Genomic DNA, 17,593 nt, shown 5'->3' with positions numbered 1-17,593 from the left:
GGAATCGATCATGGGTGTCTGCGACGTACCGGTGATCCACGAGGTCTGCAACGCCGCCGGCGACGCGGCCGGCGCGGTCATCACCGCACCGTTCGACTGGCTCGCTCAGGGCATGGGCGACGCGGCCGAGTGGATGTTCACCTCCGTCTGGAAGGTCATCGACACCACGACGTACGTCGACGTGACCAGCGGCGAGTACACAGAGGTCTACAACATCATGTTCGGCGTCGGCGTCTTCGTGATGCTCGGGTTCTTCATGCTCCAGGTCATCGGCGGCATGATTCGTCGCGAACCAGCAGCGCTATCCAGAGCCGCCCTCGGGCTTGCGAAGTCGATCCTGGGATCGTTCGTCGCCCTCGCCCTGCTCGCGACTGCGCTCGAGATCACCGACCAGCTCTGCATCGGCATCGTCAACGCAGCGGGCACCAACATGAACGAGATGGGCGACAAGGTCGCCGTACTCGCCGCAGGACTCGGTGCCATCAACCTCAGCGCTCCCGGCGCCGGAGCGATCCTCACGATCTTCCTCGCCAGCCTCGCGATCATTGGAGCCATGGTGGTGTGGATCAGCCTGCTGATCCGCAAGGCCCTGCTTCTCATCGCGATCGTCTTCGCACCGATCGCGCTCGCGGGTGCCAGCTGGGACCACACCCGGACGTGGGCGAGCCGGTGGGCGACCTTCGTGATCGCGATGATCCTGTCGAAGGTCGTCCTCGTAGTGATCTTCCTACTCGCCACCGCCCAGGTCTCGGCGCCGATCGACGCCGACCTCGAGTCCGTCAGTCAGCCGATGGCGGGCGTCGTACTAATGCTGATGGCCGGGTTCGCGCCGTACCTGACCTACAAGGCGATCGCCTTCATGGGCTTCGACATGTACCACGCGATGTCGGCCGAGCAGGAGGCCAAGTCGTCGCTCAACCGGCCGCTGCCGATCCCGCTGTCTCGCCGCACCGGCAGCGAGCCGGCGAAGGTCCTGGGCGGGGGCGGCGCAAACGGTGGCGGCGGTACGACGTCCGGCGCCTCGCCTGCGGCCACGGGACCATCCACGGGCGGACCGTCAGGTGGAACCGGCGGCGGAGGCGCCGCAGCAGGTGGCGCCTCCGGAAGTGCTGCTGCGGCGGGCGGCGCAGTTGCCGCCGGAGTCGTGGTCGCGAAGGAGGCGGTAGCTGCCGGGCCTCGGCTCGGCAACTTCGTCGCCGCCCAGGCGACCGGACAGGCACAGGCGCATGAGTCCGCTGCTCCTTCGACAGTCCCACCGCCAGTCGCGGACTCGACGCTGGTTGACACCACTGGGAAGAAGTGATCAACCGTGGCCAGGACGACCGGCGAACCGGAACTGACCCCCATCAAGTTCTCGCGCCTGACCCGGCGCGGCGTCCTGCTCGGTCTCTCCGGACCCCAACTCGTGATGGCCAGCCTCGCGTCGGGCACCTTGATCATCGGTCTGTACATCGGCGCCGTGGTGATGACCTTCCCGATCATCCTGTTCTTCGTCACGCTGGCATTCGTCGGCGTCGGCGGGCGCAGACTCATCGAGTGGGCGCCGATCGGCGCGCGGTGGCTGTGGCGATCAGCGGGCGGGCAACTGCTGTATCGCCGTCGAGTCCTGAAGCCCCGGCCGGCCGGAACGCTGGCGCTGCCCGGCGACGCGGCTCGGCTGCGTCAGTGGGTCGACCCCGAGACCGACGCCGTCATGGTTCACGACCCGCACGGGGCGACCCTGACCGCGATTGTCGGTGTCTCCCACCCCGCATTCGTGCTCCTCGACCCAGCCGAGCAGGAACGCCGTGTCGTCTCGTGGGGACGGGTCCTCGCGACGGCTTGCCGCTCCGGGCGAATCGCCTCCGTCCAGGTGGTGGAGCGGACGCTCCCTGACTCCGGAAAGGGTCTGGCGGACTGGTGGGAGCAGCACGGCAACCGCTCAGGCAAGTGGGCCTCGACGACGTACGGCGAACTGGTTGACCGCGCCGGACCCGCGGGCGAGCGCCACGCATCGACCGTCTCGATCTCTGTGGACATGAAAGTGGCCGGGCGAGCGATCCGGGCTGCTGGCGGAGGCATGCGAGGGGCGGCCGCCGTACTCCGGCAGGAGATGGCGACCATGCTGGCCGCTCTCCGTTCTGCCGACCTCTCCCCCAGCGATTGGCTGACGACCGGCGACCTTGCGCTGATCTTGCGGTCCGCGTACGACCCCGCCGTCGCGGGCGCACTTGAACGCCAGGGCGACATCGGCCGGGACCTCGCCACCGCGGGACCCGTCGCGGTCACCGAATCGTGGGGCTCGATGCGCAGCGACTCCGCGCACCACTGCGTCCTCTGGATCAGCGAGTGGCCGCGGTCGCTCGTCTACCCCGGCTTCCTCGCGCCCTTGCTGCTGTCCTCGGGGATCCGGCGGACCTTCACACTCCTCTACACGCCGATGCGCACCGACCGCGCTGCCCGCGACATCCGCAAGAAGAAGACGGAGTACATCTCCGACGCCGCCCAGCGACAGAAGATCGGTCAGATCGAGGACGCCCAGCAAACCGCCGAGTACCAGGACGTCCTCCAGCAGGAGGCAGACCTCACCGCCGGGCATGGAGTCCTGCGAGCGACCGGTTTCGTCGCCGTCAGCGCCAGCGATCCGGACGAACTCGAGCGCGCTGTAGCGGCGATCGAGCAGGCCGCGATCCAGGCCTCGTGCGAGACGCGACGTCTCTGGGGCCAGCAGGCTCAGGGGTTTGCTGCCGCAGCGCTACCGATTTGCCGCGCTGTCTGACTCCAGATGCGACACGAGTTTCGACACTCGCCCACTTCTGTCGGGACGATCTGGGAGAGTCTTTGCCGTGCGAGAACTGAACCAAGTGGCCGCAGCCCTGGCCCTGGCGCAGCTCGACGCAGACCCATGGGCCAAACTCGCTCGCGAGGTCCGGGACCGAGGAGGCGTCGGCCCGGTCCTGGATGAGCGCGGATACTTCCAGGATGGTCTCTTCGGCGATGGCCCACCGACCGAAGAACTGATCGAGCATTACACCGAGATGCTCCAGGGACTGGAAGATCGAGGTATCAGGGCAATCACCATCAGCTCGCCCGATTTTCCGTCGGCTGTCGCGCAACTGAAGGCTCCACCTCTATTCCTCTTCTATCGAGGCACGCTCGATGTCAGCGACTACAGCGGCATCGCGATCATCGGATCCCGGCGGGTCACAGACGATGCCCTCGCCACGGCTCGGGACTGGGCTGGCGAAATTGCGACGCGCGGCGCGGTCGTGGTGAGTGGCCTGGCGGCGGGCATTGACCGCGAAGCGCATCTGGGCGCGCTGGGCGCGGGTCGACGAACTGTCGCAGTTATCGGAACCGGCATCGAGCGGGCATACCCGAAGGAGAACGCAGCCCTCCAAGAGGAGATCGCGGCGCGACACCTCGTCGTATCTCAGTTCCTGCCAGATGCGCCTCCAACAAAGACGTCTTTCCCAATGCGGAATGCGGTCATGGCCGCCTGGGCGCGCGCAACGCTTGTCATTGACGCGGACGAACGAAGCGGCGCCGCGCTCCAGGCGCGACTCGCCACCGAACAGGGCCGCCCGCTGTTCCTCCACCACAAGCTCCGCGTTCAGCCCTGGGCAAACAGGTTCGCCGATGCCGGCAAAGCAACCTTCGTCGACAGTCCCGAGGAAGTGTTGACCACCGCATGACCAGCACCGCCCTGCCCGTCCCCCTGCCCGGTCCGGGCGTTTGCACTGTCTGCCGAGCTAGTTCGGCCACGTACACCCGGTGCTATAGCTGCAACCAGATCACCAAGGCGTTGGAACTTGGCACCACCTACCCCCTACCGGAAGTCCTGCCCCTCGGCCTCGCCATCAAAAAGTCGCCACTCGCTCTCGCGCTGTGGAACTACAAGCGATCCAGCAGCCCAAGCGAACGCAGTTCCGCAACCGCTGAGCTCGTCGACTTTATCGATCAGCGCCTACCTCACCTGATGGAGCACATTGGCTACGTCGACACTGTCACGTTCGTGCCCAGCCGGAAGAGCCGGGAGAACCCGGTCGAGTCGCTGCTTGAAGAGACCGAGTGGGGTTCCAGTACTTGGATTGAGAACGCCCTGGAGGTTCTGGACACTGACCTCGACACGCATATCCCTGACGAGAACCGCTTCGAAGCACGAGGCGTTAGCGATGAGCACGTGCTGCTCGTCGACGACACCTTCACGCGCGGTGCAACCAGCCTGAGCGCCGCCCGTGCCCTTTACGAGGCTGGCGCAGACAAGGTCACCATCGTTGTTCTCGGGCGCCACGCAGACCTCGACTGGATGACAGACGACTACATGGCCACGGTGCGGGCACGCGGAGAGCGTCGCGAGTTCTGCCCCGTGTGCAGCGGCAGCCATGAAGCTGGTTCGACGTACACCGCCGAGGACCCATGGGACGACCCGGACGACTGGGAACCGCCCGAGGACGACTGGGAGGAGCCTGACTACGACTCCGAGACGGACCCATGGGCAACTGATACCTCGACCGACCCCTGGGCGACTCCGCCAAGTGATCCGTGGTCGGAGCAGTCTCGGACCGATAAGGCGCCGATAAGCCACGAGGCGAGCACGTCAACGTCCGTCGGTGCGGCAGTGCCACGTGAGTCGTATCCCGTTTCCCTACCAATGGAACCAGCGGCCGCGCCCGGCGGTACGGCGCGGCTGAGCGAGTCGTCGGCGCTGACCCTCACGGTCATTCTTGCCGCGCCCTTTGCGATCGTCTTCATCCTGCCGATACTCCTCTCCAACATCGGCATCTCGATGAACCCGCTTGACCGGTACGGCGGGCTGTGGGGATCCGCCGGAACCAGTGGCTACATCACGTTCATGGTCTTCGCGATCGCAGCTTGGGGCGCGAACTGGGCGCTGAAGTCGCTGCCCAAGCCAGTTGCGATCGCGGCGTTCACGCTCGCAGTGATCGCCGCCGCAGCGCTGTTCCTCGGACCGCTTCTCAGCGGCTCGGGAGCTGCCTCCGGCAACGCACCAGCTCCGACAACAGCAGCCGAGTTCCGCGACAGGGTGAACGACCGCGCGTCCGATCGGGGCGTCGAGGCCATCACGCTCGGCGAAGCGCAAAACGCAATCGAGTCGGTGTGCCCTGCAGTGGCCGAGGGGCTGACGCCTTCGCAGGCACGATCAGAGGTAAAGCATTACGCCGATCAACAGGGAATCCCGGACTCCGTTGCCGCGAAGCTGGCCCTGATGACCGAGATGGTGATCGAGTTCTCGGACACGCTCTGCTGAGCTAGCCGCGTTGCCTGGTTGGCAGTCGACACCTCCATTTCGACAAGTACGTCGAGGAGGATCCAATGCCCAGCTTCAACGACCCGGTCGCCGACGCCGACGAACTCCGGGAAGGAGTCCGCGGCCTTGCTCACGCGACGCGCACGATCGGGGACCCGACCGTGATCTACGCAGTCCTGGGTTCCATCAGCTCCGCTCTCGCATCGCTGAGCCAGACACTGCACCAGCTGGGCGAGTTCCACGACGGGCCGACTCGCAAGCAGGCCTGGATGAACGGCGATGCCAACGCCGGGCGCGCCGCGTCGTACAGGGAGTCCTGGGAGCTTCATCGCGCAGCCGAGATGATTCACCAGGTCGCCGAATGCGTGGATCGGGCCCACGAGATCGAGGCCACGATCGCCTACGACAGACGCGACTACCCGTCCTTCGCTCCAGTTCAGCGCTCGACGCACCAGCCGGGGATGTCGCTGTGACGGGGTGGCAGGACGGGCGCCTCCACTCCGCCGTGCTCGTCTCACCGGGACGAGAACGGCGGCACGATCGCAAGCTCCGCAAGGCCGCGGCGCGAGAGCTGCTGTCCGCCGACCGCGAAGCCCGGCGCGCCGAAGCCAAGCGCAAGGCCGAGCAACTTTCGGCGGAGAAGCGGGCGACCGTGACGCTCCCTCGCGCCGGCGAACACGGTCCCGCAACACTGCGGACTCCCGGACGATTCCGCGTGCCACGCCATCAGGACACCTCGGCGACCTTGGCGGGCGCGTATCCCTTCCTCGCCGAGGGCGGCCTCGGCAGCGAAGGCGTGTTCGTCGGCCAGGACCTCTACTCCGGGAGCTCCTTCGTCTACGACCCTTGGATTCTCTACGCGCGCGGGCTCATCACCGCACCGAACCTCGTGCTCGCCGGGATCGTGGGCTCCGGCAAGTCCTGCCTCGCCAAGAGCCTCTACACGAGGTCGATCCCCTTCGGCCGCCGCGTCTACGTCCCCGGCGACCCCAAGGGCGAGCACACCGCCGTCGCAGAAGCCGTCGGCGGTCGCGCCATCGCGCTGGGACATAGCATGGCCAACCGTCTGAACCCGCTCGACGAGGGCCACCGTCTGTCCGGGTACGACGACGCCCAGTGGGCCAGCCAGGTCGCATCCCGTCGCCGCGACCTCGTCGGCGCCCTGGCGGAGACCGTACTCGAGCGCCGACTCACACCGCTCGAGCACACGGCCGTCGACATCGCGATCGACCGCACCGTGCGCGGCGCCGACGTCCCGATCCTCCCGATGGTCGTCGAACGGCTCCTCACCCCCGAGCCGGCCGACGACCCCGACGGCCGCCTCACGGAGGACGGACGACTGGTCGGTCACGCTCTCCGTCGCCTCGTCGCGGGCGACCTCGCCGGGCTCTTCGACGGCCCCTCGACGGTGAAGTTCGACCCGAGCCTCCCGATGATCTCCCTCGACCTGTCCCGCGTCACCGAAAACGCCACCCTCATCTCGGTCTTGATGACCTGCGCGTCCGCGTGGATGGAATCGGCACTGCTCGACCCGAACGGCGGCCAGCGCTGGGTCGTGTACGACGAGGCCTGGCGCCTGATGTCGCACCCCGCACTGCTGCGACGGATGGACGCCCACTGGCGCCTCGCGCGGCACTACGGGATCGCGAACATGCTGATCTTCCACAAGCTCACTGACCTCGACAACGTCGGCGACTCCGGCTCCGCCATGCGCGCGCTCGCCTCGTCGCTCCTCGCCAACGCCGAGACCCGCATCGTCTACCGCCAGGAAGCCGACCAGCTCGGTGCGACCTCGGCAGCGCTGGGGCTCACTGGCACCGAGCAGTCACTGATCCCCACGCTCGGCACCGGCCAGGGGCTGTGGCGGATCAAGAACCGCTCCTTCGTCGTCCAACACCAGATGCACCCCGCCGAGCTCGAACTCTTCGACACCACCGGACGCATGACAGGAGCTCTTTAGAAGTTCGCGCGAATTTTGACGGTTCTGCGACGAACCTGAGCATACGCAACGTCCTCGAGTGTGTGCGGACACTCAGGTTCGGAGAAGCCGGGGACGTGGCATGTCGTGTGCCAGATCTGGAGCCGTCACCGAGAAGGAGTAGCGGCGATCGGGTCGGCCCCGCGGGTTCACCGTTGGCGGTTCCCTATGCGGTGATGGGGCCCTCACCTCCGAGGGCAGGCGTCCCCGCGAGTACGTCGTAGAGCGGAACCCAGATGCCGCGCCGCGACCGCGAGCATGTTGGGCGCGCTTGCACTGCACAGTGACCGGCCAAGTGTGCGGCGGAGGCCGCGACGCGGGCCCGGTCAGCCGGGGCCCGCGTCGTCGATCATGATTCCGGTTCTCGGTGAGACAGTGCTGTATGTCGTAGTTTGGACTGCCTGACCCACGCTGACCTACGGGTGGACCCCTTGTGCCAGCTTGGAACGAACGCACCCGGCCGTGGAGCTATGGCCACGAGGGTCACCGGACCGACCTCTAAGTGGAGTCCAGCAGAGTGGTGTACGACGGACCTGAGTGAGCGCGTGCCTCCAACGTAGGCGCGGCCACCGGGTGGATCCTTCGAGTGATCTGCGAAAACCGACTCGAAGAAGGACCACGACGATGACCGCTGGACCCAGTATCGACCCTGCACAGTTCCTGAACGAGCAGCTGTCCCAGGCCAGTCCTGATCTGATGCGGGACCTGCTCACCACGTTCGTCAATGCGCTGCTCTCGGCGCAGGCCGACGCGGTGTGCGGCGCCGGCTACGGCGAACGCAGCATGGAGCGCGTCAACTCCCGCAACGGCTACCGGCACCGCGACCTCGACACCCGCGTCGGCACTCTGGACGTCGCGGTTCCCAAGCTGCGCACCGGTTCGCTGTACCCCGAGTGGCTGCTGGAGCGCCGCAAGCGAGCAGAGCGGGCACTGACCAGTGTGGTCGCGACCTGTTACCTGCTCGGCGTCTCGACGCGGCGGATGGACAAGCTGGTGCAGACCCTCGGCATCACCGGCCTGTCCAAGAGCCAGGTCTCGGTGATGGCCAAGGAACTCGACGAGCACGTCGAGCAGTTCCGCACCCGACGGCTGGAGGAGGCCGGGCCGTTCACCTTCGTGGCCGCCGACGCGTTGGTGCTCAAGGTCCGCGAAGGTGGCCGGGTGGTGCCGGTCCACGTGCTGGTCGCCACCGGCGTCAACGCCGACGGGCACCGCGAGATCCTCGGCGTGCAGGTCACCAGCAGCGAGGACGGCGCCGGGTGGCTGGCCTTCTGGAGGGATCTGACCGCCCGCGGCCTGGCCGGGGTCAAGCTCGTCACCAGCGACGCCCACGCCGGGCTGGTGGCCGCGATCGGCGCCACGTTGCCCGGCGCCTCGTGGCAGCGCTGCCGAACCCACTACGCGGCGAACCTGATGTCGGCGACGCCGAAGTCCTCGTGGGGCTGGGTCAAGGCGCTGCTGCACTCGATCTACGACCAGCCCGACGCCGACGCTGTCCACGCCCAGTTCGACCGGGTCGTCGACGCCCTGGCCGAGAAGCTCCCCAAGGTGGCCGAGCATCTGGAGGACGCTCGTGCCGACATCCTCGCCTTCACCGCGTTCCCGAAGGAGATCTGGCGCCAGATCTGGTCCAACAACCCCAACGAGCGCCTCAACCGCGAGATCCGCAGGCGAACCGACGTGGTCGGGATCTTTCCCGACCGGGCCAGCATCATCCGGCTCGTCGGCGCCGTCCTGGCCGAGCAGCACGACGAGTGGGCCGAAGGCCGCCGCTACCTCGGACTCGACGTCCTCGCCCGCGCCCAGGCCGTCGACACCTGCGTCGTCGAGGAGGTGACCGAACCCGAACTCCAGGCCCTCACAGCCTGACCGACACGCCCAACCGAGGGATCAACCTCGTACACCACCCCAGCGGACTTGACCGACCTCTACGCCAGATTGGCGAGGAGGTCGCGGCAGGCTTGTTCGCAGCGTCGGCAGGCTTCGGCGCAGATACGGCAGTGCTCGTGCATGTCGGCATGGCTTTCGCACTCGTCGCCGCATGCCTTGCAGGCGGTCGCGCAGGCTTCCAGGAACGCTCGGGTCACATTCGCGTCGTACCCGGTGTGGCGTGACAACGCGTTCCCGGTGGCGACGCAGATGTCGGCGCAGTCGAGATCAGTACGAATGCACTTGGTCAATTCGGCGACCATGTCCTCCGACAGACACGCGTCGGCACACGCGGTACAAATCTGTGCGCACTCGAAACAGGCCGCGATGCACTCGGCCAGCTTTTCCTTGTCGATGTTGCCCAAGTCCTTCGGGTAAGCCTCCAGCATCTTGGTGTGAGCCACGGTTCCTCCTCTAGTTACGGCGGCGAGGTCATCCCGGCATGGTGCTCTTGATCCGCCGCTCTCCTGACGTCTGTACCCAACCGGACGAGCATCATCCGCATAGCCGCACGGATATCGGGTACTTCCGCGGGGTGACTGACGACCATCCGGTCCGCGCTCGCGTAGACGCGCCCGACCAGAACACCGGTGGCGGCGACCGGCACCAGCACCCGGTCGATCCGAGACGGGTTGCCTTGGCCCGCGAGCGCCTGCCGTCGGCAGAGGAGGGAGACCGGCTCACCAGCGTGCTCTCGTTGATGGCCGATCCCACCCGGGCACGACTGTTGTACGCGCTTGACGTGGTCGAGGAGCTTTGTGTGGGCGACCTCGCCATTGCGTTGTCGGTGAGCGAGGACGCAGTCTCCTACGGACTTCGGGTGCTGCGTACCGCCGGGCTGGTGAGACGACGCAAGGAGGGCCGGATCGTGTACTACCGGCTCGCAGAGGGCTTTCCCGAGCCGCTTCGTCAGCACTGTCTACGTCAGCTCATCGAGATGTCTCGCGCTCCAATCGAGGACGACGACGTCTGACGCCGAGCTGAGCGACATCAACCACCGCAACTGACCCCCATCGGAAAGGGCAATCCCCATGTCATCGCCTCATACGCAGAAGCCGTCCGGTGCCAGCGAGCCCAGTGACCGGGAGAAGCCCGAGCAGCAGAAGGGGGACAAGGCCCATGAGCGGCGGATGTACGTACGTTTCGGACTGATGATCGCCACCTCCACGGTGGTGATGTTCGTCTTGATGTACTCCAACGTCTTCGCCTTTGACCACGTGCGGTGGAGCGAGGAGCGCTTCTACATGGCGCTGTTGATGGGCGGCGCCATGGCGCTGGTGATGTTCGCGTTCATGCGCAGCATGATGTACAAGAACCGCGCCTACAATCTCGTGCTCGTGGCGGTGGCGCTGCTGCTCGGTGCAGGTGGGCTGTACCTCTCGCGTTCCCAGGCGTTGGTCGACGACCAGGCGTACATGAAGGGCATGATCCCGCACCACTCGATCGCCATCTTGACCAGCGAGCGGGCCGACATCGATGACGTTCGCGTTCGAGAACTCGCCGACGAGATCATCAAGGCCCAGCGCAAGGAGATTAAGGAGATGGACTGGCTGATCGAGGATATCGAGAAGAACGGCCCGGCCACCACTCAGGAGGAAGCCGATCAGCGTCCCGTCCCGAGCTTCGAGGGAACCGCCGCCAGCAGCCTCGATGATGTCAGTGATGCCCTTGCCATGTTGGCCCTGTTCGGCGTCGAACTGCCTTGACCGTATACCCTAGGGGGGTATAGTGGAGTCATGAATGCGCACACCCATCGTCCCGACGCCGCCACGATGGACCAGGTCACCGACCCGGTGTGCGGCATGAAGGTCGATCCGTCCGTGGCCGAGCACGCGGTCGACCACCGCGGTGAGCAGTTCTACTTCTGCTCAGCCGGCTGCAAGGGCAAGTTCCTCGCCGACCCCGGCCAGTACACCGGCCATGGCTTCCCGGACCGTGCCGCAGGCGGCCGCGCCGGGCATGCAACCGAGCCAGGACATGGGCAGCCGACCCCGAGTGAGGGCGAGTCGGTCGAGTACACCTGCCCGATGCACCCCGAGATCCGCCAGGACGGCCCTGGCACCTGCCCCATCTGCGGGATGGCCCTCGAGCCCGTGATCGTCACCGCGGACACCGGCCCGTCCGAGGAACTGCGCGACATGACCCGCCGCTTCTGGGTTGGAGTCGTCCTGTCTATCCCGGTCGTGATCCTTGGCATGGGCCGCGATCTCGTCCCGTGGCTGCACGACAACATCTCCGCTACCGCGTCGGCGTGGACCCAGCTCGTGCTCGCGACCCCGGTGGTGCTGTGGGCCGGGTGGCCGTTCTTCGTCCGCGGCTGGGCGTCGGTGCGGACCCGGAACCTCAACATGTTCACGCTCATCGCGATGGGCACGGGCGTTGCGTGGCTGTTCTCCGTCGTCGCCACCGTCGCGCCGGGCATCTTCCCTGCCGCTTTCCGTGAGGACCGGGCCGTCGAGGTGTACTTCGAGGCCGCAGCCGTCATCACCACCCTCGTCCTGCTCGGGCAGGTCCTCGAGCTTCGCGCGCGCGAAGCGACCTCCGGCGCCATCAAGGCCCTCCTGGACCTGTCCCCCAAGACCGCGCGCCGCGTCGGTGAGGACGGCACCGAGGAGGAAGTCACTCTCGACCAGGTTGAGATCGGGGACATGCTGCGCGTCCGCCCCGGCGAGAAGGTCCCGGTCGACGGGCTCGTTGAGGACGGCAAGTCCGCTGTCGACGAGTCCCTCGTCACTGGCGAGTCCATGCCCATCACCAAGAACGTCGGCGACAACGCCATCGGCGGCACCCTCAACCAGACCGGCGCCTTGCTGGTGCGCGCCAACGCGGTCGGCCGCGACACCATGCTTGCCCGCATCGTGAACATGGTGGCCGAAGCCCAACGCTCCCGCGCACCCATCCAGCGCACCGTCGACCGAGTCTCAGCAGTCTTCGTACCCGCCGTCATCGGCGTCGCCGTGCTCGCATTCATCATCTGGGCGCTCCTAGGCCCCGATCCGAAGCTGGCTCACGCGCTCGTCGTCGCGGTCAGCGTCCTGATCATCGCCTGCCCGTGTGCCCTGGGCCTGGCCACACCCATGTCCATCATGGTCGGCGTCGGACGCGGCGCCCAGATGGGCGTCCTCATCAAGAACGCCGAAGCGCTCGAGCTGATGGAGAAGGTCGACACCGTGGTCGTCGACAAGACCGGCACCCTGACCGAGGGCAAACCCGCCGTCGTCGCCGTCGAGCTCGCCGAGGGCTTCCACACGCACACCGCCGACGAACTGCTGTGGCTCGCGGCCGCGGTCGAGAACGCCTCGGAGCACCCGCTGGCTCGCGCCATCGTCGACAAGGCCCAATCCTCCCTGGCAGCCGGGACCGAGTCCAGCGCAGGCAGGCTGCCCGAGGTCGCTGACTTCGACGCACCCGCCGGCAAGGGTGTCCTCGGCATCGTCGAGGGCCGCGAGGTGCTTATCGGGACCGCCGGGTTCCTCACGAGCCAGGACATCGACCCCGCGCCCCTGGCCGACAAGGCCGACAAGCTGCGCCGCACCGGCGCGACCGCCGTCCTCGTCGCCATCGACGGCACCCCAGCCGGCGTCATCGGCATCGCCGACCAGGTCAAGGACACCACCCCGGCCGCGCTCACGGCGCTGCGCAAGGAGGGCATCGAGGTCATCATGCTCACCGGTGACAACCAGGTCACCGCCGCCGCGGTCGCCGCCGACCTCGGCATCGACCGGGTCGAAGCCGAGGTGCTGCCCGACCACAAGGCCGACGTCGTCAACCGACTCCGTGCCGAGGGCCGCGTCGTCGCGTTCGCCGGAGACGGCGTCAACGACGCCCCTGCGCTCGCCGCAGCCGACGTCGGACTGGCGATGGGCACCGGCACCGACGTCGCCATCGAATCTGCCGGAGTCACCCTGCTCCGCGGCGACCTCAACGGCATAGCCCACGCCCGACAGCTCTCACATGCCGTCATGTCCAACGTCCGACGCGGTCTGGTCCTGGCGTTCGGGTACAACACCGCCGGCATCCCCATCGCCGCCGGAGTGCTGTACCCGGTGTTCGGGTGGCTGCTGTCCCCGGTCATCGCCGCGGCCGCGATGGCTCTCTCGTCGGTCAGCGTCATCATCAACGCCCTGAGGTTGCGAACCCAGCGGCTGCCCTGATTCCTGTGTTTCCGTACCATCGAAGCCGATGAGCCCCGTGCCCGCGACCAGCCGCCGCACCCGCAACTCCCTGTGGGCGCGGACGGCTGCGCGGCTGACCGGCCGCAGCGCAGTGGCCGCCCTCGTAGCGGCCCTGGTCGTCGGCATCCTCGGCATGCATGCCCTGGCCAGCCACGGCGCTTCGCCAGCCGCCACGGTCCCAACGCCCTCAAGCACGATGAGCATGACGAGTACGGCGGCCATGACTTCTGCCCATGAGGCGGCGATGGCCTCGGGGGACTCGCACGACGGACACGCGCACTCCGCCGCGACGCAGTCCTCGATGGCAGCCCCCGAGGCCAGCGTTGAGGTCAGTGCTGACGCTGGTTCCGGCTCGGGTCACGGCATGGCGAGCATGGTGATGCTGTGCGTCGTCATGCTCGCCGCTGCAGCGCTCACGCTGCTGGCGCTCCTCGCCAAGGGCTTCCTCCGGCCGCTGCAGTCGGAGGCGTTCATGCCCGCAGCCGTCCGCGTACGGGCGCTGCGGTGGGTGCGTTGCACCGGGCCACCCCATGAGTGGCAGTTCTCCGTCATCAGGTGCTGACAGGCCCTGCGACCGCCCGCCACCGCTGACCTCGACCGTCAGAGTTCGACACCAGCGTCCCGGCCGGGTGCCGCTTCCGCCTGCCCGCAACACCCCACCTGACTACCTGACTTCCAGGAGAACTCGCATGCAAATCAAGACCAAGACCCGTACGCGCGCCCTCGGCGCCGTCGCGCTCACCCTTGTCCTCGGCGCCGGCGTCACCGCCTGCGGCGACGACACCTCCGACGCGGGCGGCCAGTCCGAGGTCAGCGCCACCGAGCACAACGACGCCGACGTCGCGTTCGCGAGCGACATGATCGCCCACCACGCCCAGGCGCTGTCGATGGTTGACCTGACCATTAAGCGCGACCTCGACCCCGAGGTCCAGGCCCTCGCCGAGGACATCCGCGACGCCCAGGGCCCGGAGATTGAGACCATGGCCGACTGGCTCACCCAGTGGGGCGAAGACGTCCCCGAGACCATGCGCGACCACGTCAACTCCGGCCACGACATGGGCGACATGTCCGACAACATGGACGACATGGACCACGACGACATGCCCGGAATGATGACCTCCGAGGACATGGACGCCCTCGAGAACGCCTCCGACGCCGAGTTCCAGGACATGTGGCTCGAGATGATGATCGAGCACCACGAAGGCGCCATTGAGATGGCCGAGACTGAGCAGGAAGACGGCCAATTCAAGGACGCCGTCGACCTCGCCGGACAGATCATCGACGCCCAGCAGCAGGAGATCGACATCATGCGGGGCCTCCTCGACTCCTGAACCCGCAGCGCAGGTGGACGCCACCGTGGCGGTGGCGTCCGCCCTGTTCGTGTGCCCCACGTCCCGCACGCCGCCGGCGACCCAACCGAGGCACGCCACCACAGCAAAGGGAACACCTCCATGAAGACACCCACCCCCGCTCAGCTGGCGGCCGCCGCCGTCGCAGCAATCCTCACCCTCATCGCCGCCGGATGCGGCACGGACCCGGCGGCCACCGATGCCACTAGCGAGACCAGATCGAGTTCGTCGAGCTCCGCCGGCGTTGAGCCCGATGACATCTCGCTCCCGCCATGGCCAGCACCCGGCGACGTTCCTGCGCGGGTCGCCGCCGCCGGCCTCGACCTCGGCCCGATGGGCACCGCCGAGCACTACCACCCCACGCTGGCCATCACCATCAACGATCAGCCGGTCCCCGTCCCGCCCAACATCGGCGTCGACCCCGATACCGGCGCCATGTCCGCGGTCCACACCCACGAAGGTGACGGCACCATTCACATCGAAGCCCACACCGTCGGGGAGAAGTTCACCCTCGGCCAGCTGTTCACCCAGTGGGGCGTCGCCCTGACGCCGACCCAGATCGGTGGCGTCAAGGCGAACGCCGGTGAGGAGGTGAGGGTGACCAGCAACGGTGCCCCCGTGACCGGCGACCCCGGCGACCTCGAGCTCGAACCCGAGCAGGAGATCGAGCTGACCCTTCCATGACCCGCGCCCACGCCGAAGTGGTCCGCGACCTCGCTGGAGGGACCGTTGAGGGTGGTTGTCCCCAGTGGCACCGCACGTACGCTCTCCGGCCTGGACGTTCCGAGAGCAGAACCGCCAGTGGCGATCTGGTCCGCTCGGATCTTCTGTGGCGAGGTCGTCCCGGCAGGGGATCCTGCTGGGCACGCTCCGCGAGTCGATTCGCTTGCGGCCACGGTGCACCACATCTGCTTGCCGTCAAGCGGACGTGACCACAGCCGGACCGTCGCTCGGAGCGTGCCACCACAAGGCCCTACTTCGGTGCCCCGGGCCGGAACGACGCACTCAAACCATGGATCCGAGATCGGACCCCACGGTCGGGTACGCAGCGGTGGTCGACTTGAGTTGACGGGTGGTGAGCCCGAGCTTGATGGCTAGGCCGAAAATGTTGATGAGCTCCCCGTACTCGGGTCCCAGCAGATGGGCGCCCACGACCCGGTCCGTGGACCGGTCGATGAGTACCTTCGCGGCCGCGGTGGTCTCGCCGACGCGGTAGTTGGAGTACCAGCCGCTGGTGTCGTTATGACGGACGCTCAGGTCGATGCCTTGCTCGAGAGCCTCCGTTTCGAGCATGCCGACGCGGGCGAGCTCGGGGATGGTGAACACCGCCGCAGGGATGCCGCTGTAGTTGGGAGCGGCCGTGGTGCCCTTGATCATGTTGGAGGCGGCGACCTTGGCCTCGATGACCGCCACCGGTGTCAGCGGCATCCCCGCGGTGTCCGCGGAGTCCCCGGCAGCCCACACGGCTGCGTTCGTGGTGCTCTGGAGATGATCCGAGACGCTCACGCCACGCTCGCCCCATTCCACCCCGGCGGCGTCGAGGGCAAGACCGGCGAGGTCCGCGACACGACCCGCGCCGTGGACGACGAGGTCGGTCTCGATGCTCTCGCGGACTCCGGCCCGGTCCAGAGTGACGATGTAGCCGCGGCCGTTCGGCTCGACAGCCACTACTTCGGTGAAGCGTCGCAGGTCGACACCGACCTCGGCGCCACGGGCGACCAGCAGCTCGACGAGGTCGGGGTCGAATCCCTTCAAGGGTCGTTCGCCGCGGTCCACGATGACCGGTGACGCGCCGGCACGGGCGGCGATGTGGGCGAACTCGAAAGAGATGAAGCCGCCTCCGACGAACAGGATCCGTGGCGGCAGGTCGTCGAAGTCGAGGAAGCCGGTGCTGTCGATCAGGTGTTCGTGCCCCGGGAAGTCCAAGGGGCGGGGCCTGGCGCCGGTGGCGATCAGGAAGCGGTCGGCGTCGTAGCGGGTGCCGTCGACGTCGATCTGTCGCTCGGAGGTGAAGCGCGCCGGGCCGTGGAGGGTCTCGACGCCGTGGCGGCTCAGGCCGGCCTCCATGTTCTCCGGCACCGGGTCGGTGAAGCCGTGCTTGTGCTTCATCAGGTCGCCCCAGTTGATCGACAGGCCGCCCGCGTCGATGCCCTTGCCCTCCATCAAACGTGCGCTGTCGATGATCTCCGCGCCGCGGCGAAGGATCTTCTTCGGGTCGCACCCCCGCAGCGCGCACGTGCCGCCGTAGGGCAGCGGGTCGACGATCGCGACGCGCCACCCCTGGCTGGCGGACTTGTTCGCAGAGGCCACACCGGCCATCCCGGCGCCAAGGACGATCAGGTCATAACTTTCGCTCATCGGTGGTTCTCCTTCAGCGGGTTGTTGGTGGTCTCGTTGACGTCTGACGCGGGACATCTCCGGCGCCGCACCCGCGTCACCCATCCGAGGACGACGAGCACGAGGCCGACACCGATCAGGGCCCAGCTCTGGAGGGACATGCCGGCCACCGCACCTAGCAGCCCCAGCGACAGCAGCACCGGCAGTCCGCAACAGATGCCGACTGCGCCGACGACGGCGACCACTGGTCCGACAGTGCCCATCCGGTCACGCATCGGCGAGCGCCCCGCGGAGCTGGTCGAGTGTCGGTGCGCCTTCGTGGCCACCGGGGACCGGGTATCTCCGGCAAGCCAGCCCGATGGGTGCGCCGGGCTCGGCGAACAGGTCGACGCCGTCGATTTGGATGCTGGGTGAGCCCAGGAATCCGACGCGCTCGGCGTCCTCCGGGGTCTCAACCAGCCGGTGGGTCACCGTCACGTCGCCGCGCTCGGCTGCGATCAGGGCCAGGCGCTCGTCCGCGACTTTCCAGTTCGGGCAGTCCTCGAAGTAGAGCAGCGTGATGTCCATGCCCCGA

General features: G+C 67.5%; 17 protein-coding genes. 13 read left to right on the top strand and 4 right to left on the bottom strand.

Features of this window, described 5'->3' with window-relative positions; all coding sequences use genetic code 11:
- The first annotated feature begins 10 nt into the window (after window positions 1-10).
- From M0M48_RS07335 to M0M48_RS07305, 7 genes are all read left to right on the top strand, one after another.
- A complete protein-coding gene (locus M0M48_RS07335) occupies window positions 11-1,303 on the top strand; it encodes a type IV secretion system protein (RefSeq protein WP_257750625.1) in 1,293 nt (430 codons plus the stop codon).
- Window positions 1,304-1,309: 6 nt separating this feature from the next.
- Entirely contained in the window at window positions 1,310-2,758 is a 1,449-nt protein-coding gene (locus M0M48_RS07330) for an SCO6880 family protein (protein WP_257750624.1), read from the top strand.
- Window positions 2,759-2,825: 67 nt separating this feature from the next.
- Window positions 2,826-3,674: a DNA-processing protein DprA gene (locus M0M48_RS07325; RefSeq protein ID WP_257750623.1), complete on the top strand. Its 849-nt coding sequence runs from the start codon at window positions 2,826-2,828 to the stop codon at window positions 3,672-3,674.
- Window positions 3,671-5,251 carry a ComF family protein gene (locus M0M48_RS07320; protein ID WP_257750622.1) on the top strand — a complete coding sequence of 527 codons (1,581 nt, stop codon included), beginning with the start codon at window positions 3,671-3,673 and terminating at the stop codon, window positions 5,249-5,251. Before M0M48_RS07325 ends, M0M48_RS07320 begins: the two co-directional genes overlap by 4 nt.
- A gap of 65 nt (window positions 5,252-5,316) precedes the next feature.
- Window positions 5,317-5,724, top strand: coding sequence for a hypothetical protein (locus tag M0M48_RS07315; RefSeq protein WP_257750621.1), 408 nt, complete (start codon window positions 5,317-5,319; stop codon window positions 5,722-5,724).
- A gap of 242 nt (window positions 5,725-5,966) precedes the next feature.
- Window positions 5,967-7,211 (top strand): ATP-binding protein, encoded by a 1,245-nt coding sequence (locus M0M48_RS07310; protein WP_445323405.1) that lies wholly within the window; start codon window positions 5,967-5,969, stop codon window positions 7,209-7,211.
- 642 nt (window positions 7,212-7,853) lie between these two features.
- Complete coding sequence (locus M0M48_RS07305) at window positions 7,854-9,098, top strand: IS256 family transposase (RefSeq protein WP_257750619.1); 1,245 nt, start codon at window positions 7,854-7,856, stop codon at window positions 9,096-9,098.
- A 59-nt stretch (window positions 9,099-9,157) separates the two neighbouring features.
- On the opposite strand, the gene M0M48_RS07300 is transcribed toward M0M48_RS07305, so the two are convergent.
- On the bottom strand, window positions 9,158-9,562 hold the full coding sequence (locus tag M0M48_RS07300; protein WP_224126684.1) for a four-helix bundle copper-binding protein: 405 nt from the start codon (window positions 9,560-9,562) through the stop codon (window positions 9,158-9,160).
- A 38-nt stretch (window positions 9,563-9,600) separates the two neighbouring features.
- Between M0M48_RS07300 and M0M48_RS07295 the strand changes: the two genes are divergently transcribed.
- The 6 genes from M0M48_RS07295 (at window position 9,601) to M0M48_RS07270 (ending at window position 15,366) form a co-directional block, all read left to right on the top strand.
- Entirely contained in the window at window positions 9,601-10,131 is a 531-nt protein-coding gene (locus M0M48_RS07295; RefSeq protein WP_224126685.1) for an ArsR/SmtB family transcription factor, read from the top strand.
- A gap of 178 nt (window positions 10,132-10,309) precedes the next feature.
- Window positions 10,310-10,864, top strand: a complete 555-nt coding sequence (locus tag M0M48_RS07290) for a DUF305 domain-containing protein (RefSeq protein WP_240249157.1) — start codon at window positions 10,310-10,312, stop codon at window positions 10,862-10,864.
- Between the two features lie 30 nt (window positions 10,865-10,894).
- The gene (locus tag M0M48_RS07285) at window positions 10,895-13,312 is read left to right on the top strand and encodes a heavy metal translocating P-type ATPase (protein ID WP_151578555.1); all 2,418 of its coding nucleotides are present in this window, start codon (window positions 10,895-10,897) and stop codon (window positions 13,310-13,312) included.
- 28 nt (window positions 13,313-13,340) lie between these two features.
- On the top strand, window positions 13,341-13,895 hold the full coding sequence (locus tag M0M48_RS07280; RefSeq protein WP_151578556.1) for a hypothetical protein: 555 nt from the start codon (window positions 13,341-13,343) through the stop codon (window positions 13,893-13,895).
- Between the two features lie 127 nt (window positions 13,896-14,022).
- The gene (locus M0M48_RS07275) at window positions 14,023-14,664 is read left to right on the top strand and encodes a DUF305 domain-containing protein (RefSeq protein ID WP_151578557.1); all 642 of its coding nucleotides are present in this window, start codon (window positions 14,023-14,025) and stop codon (window positions 14,662-14,664) included.
- A gap of 120 nt (window positions 14,665-14,784) precedes the next feature.
- Window positions 14,785-15,366, top strand: a complete 582-nt coding sequence (locus tag M0M48_RS07270) for a hypothetical protein (RefSeq protein WP_257750618.1) — start codon at window positions 14,785-14,787, stop codon at window positions 15,364-15,366.
- Window positions 15,367-15,687: 321 nt separating this feature from the next.
- Here M0M48_RS07270 and M0M48_RS07265 read toward each other — a convergent pair whose 3' ends face one another.
- Genes M0M48_RS07265 through M0M48_RS07255 form a run of 3 tightly spaced genes read right to left on the bottom strand, consistent with a single transcriptional unit; the run spans window position 15,688 to window position 17,586 of the window.
- Window positions 15,688-17,040, bottom strand: a complete 1,353-nt coding sequence (locus tag M0M48_RS07265) for a dihydrolipoyl dehydrogenase family protein (RefSeq protein WP_257750617.1) — start codon at window positions 17,038-17,040, stop codon at window positions 15,688-15,690.
- Window positions 17,037-17,264 carry a hypothetical protein gene (locus tag M0M48_RS07260; RefSeq protein WP_257750616.1) on the bottom strand — a complete coding sequence of 76 codons (228 nt, stop codon included), beginning with the start codon at window positions 17,262-17,264 and terminating at the stop codon, window positions 17,037-17,039. Before M0M48_RS07260 ends, M0M48_RS07265 begins: the two co-directional genes overlap by 4 nt.
- 22 nt (window positions 17,265-17,286) lie before the next feature.
- Window positions 17,287-17,586 (bottom strand): thioredoxin family protein, encoded by a 300-nt coding sequence (locus M0M48_RS07255; protein WP_151578560.1) that lies wholly within the window; start codon window positions 17,584-17,586, stop codon window positions 17,287-17,289.
- Window positions 17,587-17,593 lie beyond the last annotated feature (7 nt).

The sequence above is a fragment of the Pimelobacter simplex genome (assembly GCF_024662235.1).
Lineage (GTDB): Bacteria > Actinomycetota > Actinomycetes > Propionibacteriales > Nocardioidaceae > Nocardioides.
Note: the sequence above shows the minus strand (reverse complement) of the source record. Positions and strands in the feature narration are given on the sequence as shown.

Bases quoted from the DNA above. Each gene is read 5' to 3' on its own strand.
- M0M48_RS07335 (WP_257750625.1), top strand. From the start codon at position 11: ATGGGTGTCTGCGACGTACCGGTGATCCACGAGGTCTGCAACGCCGCC.
- M0M48_RS07320 (WP_257750622.1), top strand. From the start codon at position 3,671: ATGACCAGCACCGCCCTGCCCGTCCCCCTGCCCGGTCCGGGCGTTTGC.
- M0M48_RS07315 (WP_257750621.1), top strand. From the start codon at position 5,317: ATGCCCAGCTTCAACGACCCGGTCGCCGACGCCGACGAACTCCGGGAA.
- M0M48_RS07305 (WP_257750619.1), top strand. From the start codon at position 7,854: ATGACCGCTGGACCCAGTATCGACCCTGCACAGTTCCTGAACGAGCAG.
- M0M48_RS07295 (WP_224126685.1), top strand. From the start codon at position 9,601: ATGGTGCTCTTGATCCGCCGCTCTCCTGACGTCTGTACCCAACCGGAC.
- M0M48_RS07290 (WP_240249157.1), top strand. From the start codon at position 10,310: ATGATCGCCACCTCCACGGTGGTGATGTTCGTCTTGATGTACTCCAAC.
- M0M48_RS07285 (WP_151578555.1), top strand. From the start codon at position 10,895: ATGAATGCGCACACCCATCGTCCCGACGCCGCCACGATGGACCAGGTC.
- M0M48_RS07280 (WP_151578556.1), top strand. From the start codon at position 13,341: ATGAGCCCCGTGCCCGCGACCAGCCGCCGCACCCGCAACTCCCTGTGG.
- M0M48_RS07275 (WP_151578557.1), top strand. From the start codon at position 14,023: ATGCAAATCAAGACCAAGACCCGTACGCGCGCCCTCGGCGCCGTCGCG.
- M0M48_RS07270 (WP_257750618.1), top strand. From the start codon at position 14,785: ATGAAGACACCCACCCCCGCTCAGCTGGCGGCCGCCGCCGTCGCAGCA.
- M0M48_RS07265 (WP_257750617.1), bottom strand. From the start codon at position 17,040: ATGAGCGAAAGTTATGACCTGATCGTCCTTGGCGCCGGGATGGCCGGT.
- M0M48_RS07255 (WP_151578560.1), bottom strand. From the start codon at position 17,586: ATGGACATCACGCTGCTCTACTTCGAGGACTGCCCGAACTGGAAAGTC.